This window comes from Methylobacterium sp. WL6 (assembly GCF_008040095.1).
GTDB lineage: Bacteria > Pseudomonadota > Alphaproteobacteria > Rhizobiales > Beijerinckiaceae > Methylobacterium.
In genome coordinates this window covers 1-393 of sequence record NZ_VRVH01000701.1, presented here as the reverse complement: position 1 = coordinate 393, position 393 = coordinate 1, and the positions used below count along the sequence as shown (strand labels likewise).

At 64.1% G+C, this 393-nt stretch carries 1 pseudogene; it reads left to right on the top strand.

Features of this window, described 5'->3' with window-relative positions:
- Window positions 1-236: 236 nt before the first annotated feature.
- Window positions 237-393: pseudogene (locus tag FV230_RS31155) on the top strand (IS481 family transposase); the annotation flags it as partial.

Sequence of the window (393 nt, the reverse complement as noted above, 5' to 3'; positions counted from 1 at the left end):
CTTCACGTAGCTGGATCGCGCGACGGACTGCCTCCGTCGTGGTGGCGCTTCCATGAAGAACCTGGCCCATAGCGCATCCCTCGCAGCATGGTGGTCAACCGTACCACCACACCGCGGGATCAAACAGCTAGCTGTTTGGTTGCGGAACGTCGTTAGGATTTGGCACGTTGGTCGATCAAAGCCCATACTTGGCGGTTCGTGGGTGTGCGCAGCCGTGCTGGCAGGAGGGCCCGCTGATGCTCGCTATCCATCCCCAGACCCGCACGACCCCGGCTGTCCGCACCGAGATCGTGCGCTCGCCCGAAAGCTCCGGCGTGCTAGCCAAGCGCTACGGCGTGTCCACCGAGACCATCGGCAAATGGCGCAAACGCGGCCCCGACGCCTGCCAGGATC